Annotated in this window: 3 protein-coding genes; all 3 read left to right on the top strand. The window is 53.5% G+C overall.

Annotation, left to right across the window (positions count from 1 at the left end):
• The coding region (locus M8997_RS22085; protein ID WP_252597224.1) for an imm11 family protein at positions 1–543 on the top strand (543 nt) is incomplete at its 5' end.
• A 45-nt stretch (positions 544–588) separates the two neighbouring features.
• Positions 589–1,422 carry a hypothetical protein gene (locus M8997_RS22080; RefSeq protein ID WP_250020348.1) on the top strand — a complete coding sequence of 278 codons (834 nt, stop codon included), beginning with the start codon at positions 589–591 and terminating at the stop codon, positions 1,420–1,422.
• Between the two features lie 231 nt (positions 1,423–1,653).
• Positions 1,654–2,303, top strand: a 650-nt coding sequence (locus tag M8997_RS22075) for a hypothetical protein (protein ID WP_252597223.1), incomplete at its 3' end; no start/stop codon positions are given.

The following is a 2,303-nucleotide window of genomic DNA, read 5'->3' as shown; positions in this document are numbered from 1 at the left end:
GGTCATGGCATTGATATCGTCAATGAATCTGCGTTGAGGACACCCGGCATGATGGGCTTTTATCCGCCTCGTGGTCAGCGGGGCTTTGTCGATCCACTGCCTGAAACACCGCATGCAAGACAAGGGAGGGGATTTAGGGCCGTCCGTGATCTCGAAAGCCTGGGCCGCTACTGGATGGCTTCGCAGCGTACCAAGGAGGTGTTCGAGTCGGTCGATCCGGAGGGTTTTGCCTTTGTGCCCTGCGATTTTACGCTGCCAGATGGCAGCAAAGGCGACCCGCGCTATCTCTGTGATGTCATTCGCGAGCTGGACGCCATCGATGAGGAAAAGTCCCAAGTCCGGATAAAGTACGATCAGGGAGCAAAGATATACAGCGTGGCTGGCGGTGCCAGTTTAGCATTCGACGAAGCTAAAATTGGCAGCGTACGTATATTTGAACAGCCGCAGCTGGGGACCAGTTTTATCTGCGACGACATCCTTCGCGATGCCTGCAAGTCAGCCAAGCTGACTGGCATCCTGTTCCGCGATGCCGCCGATCTTTAACCGAACGGAACATTCGTGTTCTTCGTATGATTCCTTGGAAAAACCATGAACCATGAGCTGGTCTTCGAACTTCAGACAAATGCCGACTTGACGCCCTGGCCGGTGGGGCAGGATTTACTGTCCCAGGTATTTGCTGAGCCGAAGTTGAGGCCGCAAAGGATCGCGACGTTCGGAGAAGTATCTGCTAGACACGGTTTGGACATTGCAGGCATTGAAGACTGCAGAGATCATTGGGCTAATCGGGCGACCTTGCGGGTCAACGGCTCGCTAAGCGAATTCCACCAAGACTTCCACTGGAAGCGGCGCATGGTGCCAAGGTCCCAAGGTTCCGTCAGTTTCAGCACTACGAATATATACGGCGAAATGTTGCCTGCTCGTATTTGGTTCCAGTCACAGTTTGACAAGAATATCGATTGGATTGGGCTATTCGGGTCGTGGTGTGAACTGACGTCGCCCTTTGCAGCGCTGCTCCACCCCTTAAGCCTAACTGATGGCCCTGAAGTCAGCAGCAAGGACGTGACGGATTATACATATGAGGAGGACGTTCAGCAAAAGGCATGGTCCCGCTATTTGGGCGGCGAACTCTACAGCGAATTCAGAGCTGGGGAGTTGAACAGTCTTGTGTCCGGGCTGACCAATCTCGGATGGGCTTCCTGGTTTGGCCCGAGGTTTGCCATGGAAGTGGATGAAATTGCGATCGCTGGTGCAGGCTTCCCGATCCATAAGATTGGCGATGCCTATCTGGTTCAACTGACCGATGACATTTCCGATGTTGCCAATGATCTGTGCTTATTTTCGATGCGCCGTGCCAAGTTGAAATCGCTGTTCAGGGATAATCTATTCCTAATTACGGACGAGCCGGTATTGAGGAACGTGTGATATCCGCCATCGTCGCAGCGATCGAATTCTGAACGATCCGCGCAATTTCCAGCCTATGGAAGGTACTTTGAACTGCTCCAAAGGCTGCCGGGTTCAGGGCACGGACAATGAGTGGATGACCTATAAGGGAGAGCCGCTTGATGCTAGGTACAAGGATTGGTTGAGAGGCCAACAACGAGAAATTAGAAGGCAACTTCAAGCTGGGATCAACAGAATGCGCAAGGGCTTGGAATGAAATACGCATCCATAGAATGTCCTTCTGTGACGAGGAGAGAATTCTTCACTCCAGGTCCCGATTACAATCGGGTGATTGGCCATTGGACGAGTGCTTCGCAGATACCTCGCACCGTCCGGCACGCCATGCGCATCTATCTCGGTGAGGAGGACTATTTATCGCCGCTCGAGCTTGGCAAGGAATGGCTGTTTGAACTGACATGCAAGCATCAGCCGCGCACCGGCGCCATCCTGATGAACGGTGGCGAACTCTTCGTGCGTGCTGCGGGTCATAGCATGATCCCTGTCCCTGACGGTAGTATGCAGCCAGACTTTCTTGTGGCTATGGGCCTGGAAATCAATGGCAAGGTCGTCGTGATTGAGAGAGGACGCTGGGGTGGAAATCCATCCGACCCGCGTTATGCCGAAACGGCCAGAATGCACGGGGAGAGTCGGCAACTGAGTGTGCCACCATCGATAAGCGAAGCCTACTATCACCGCTTTAACGGCATGATCATCCCCAAGTACTGTACCATTGGCATTGGCGGCCGCATGCTGCCCTATCCAACAATTTCATGGCAAGTTTGGGAGACGTATCTCGAACGGTTCCGCGGCTACAAGAAGAAATATCTGCCGTGGCTGGAGGAGCGGATTCCGGGCATCCGCCA

Source organism: Phyllobacterium sp. 21LDTY02-6, assembly GCF_023554255.2.
Classification (GTDB): Bacteria; Pseudomonadota; Alphaproteobacteria; order Rhizobiales; family Rhizobiaceae; genus Phyllobacterium.
This window is presented reverse-complemented; position numbering and strand designations above follow the sequence as displayed.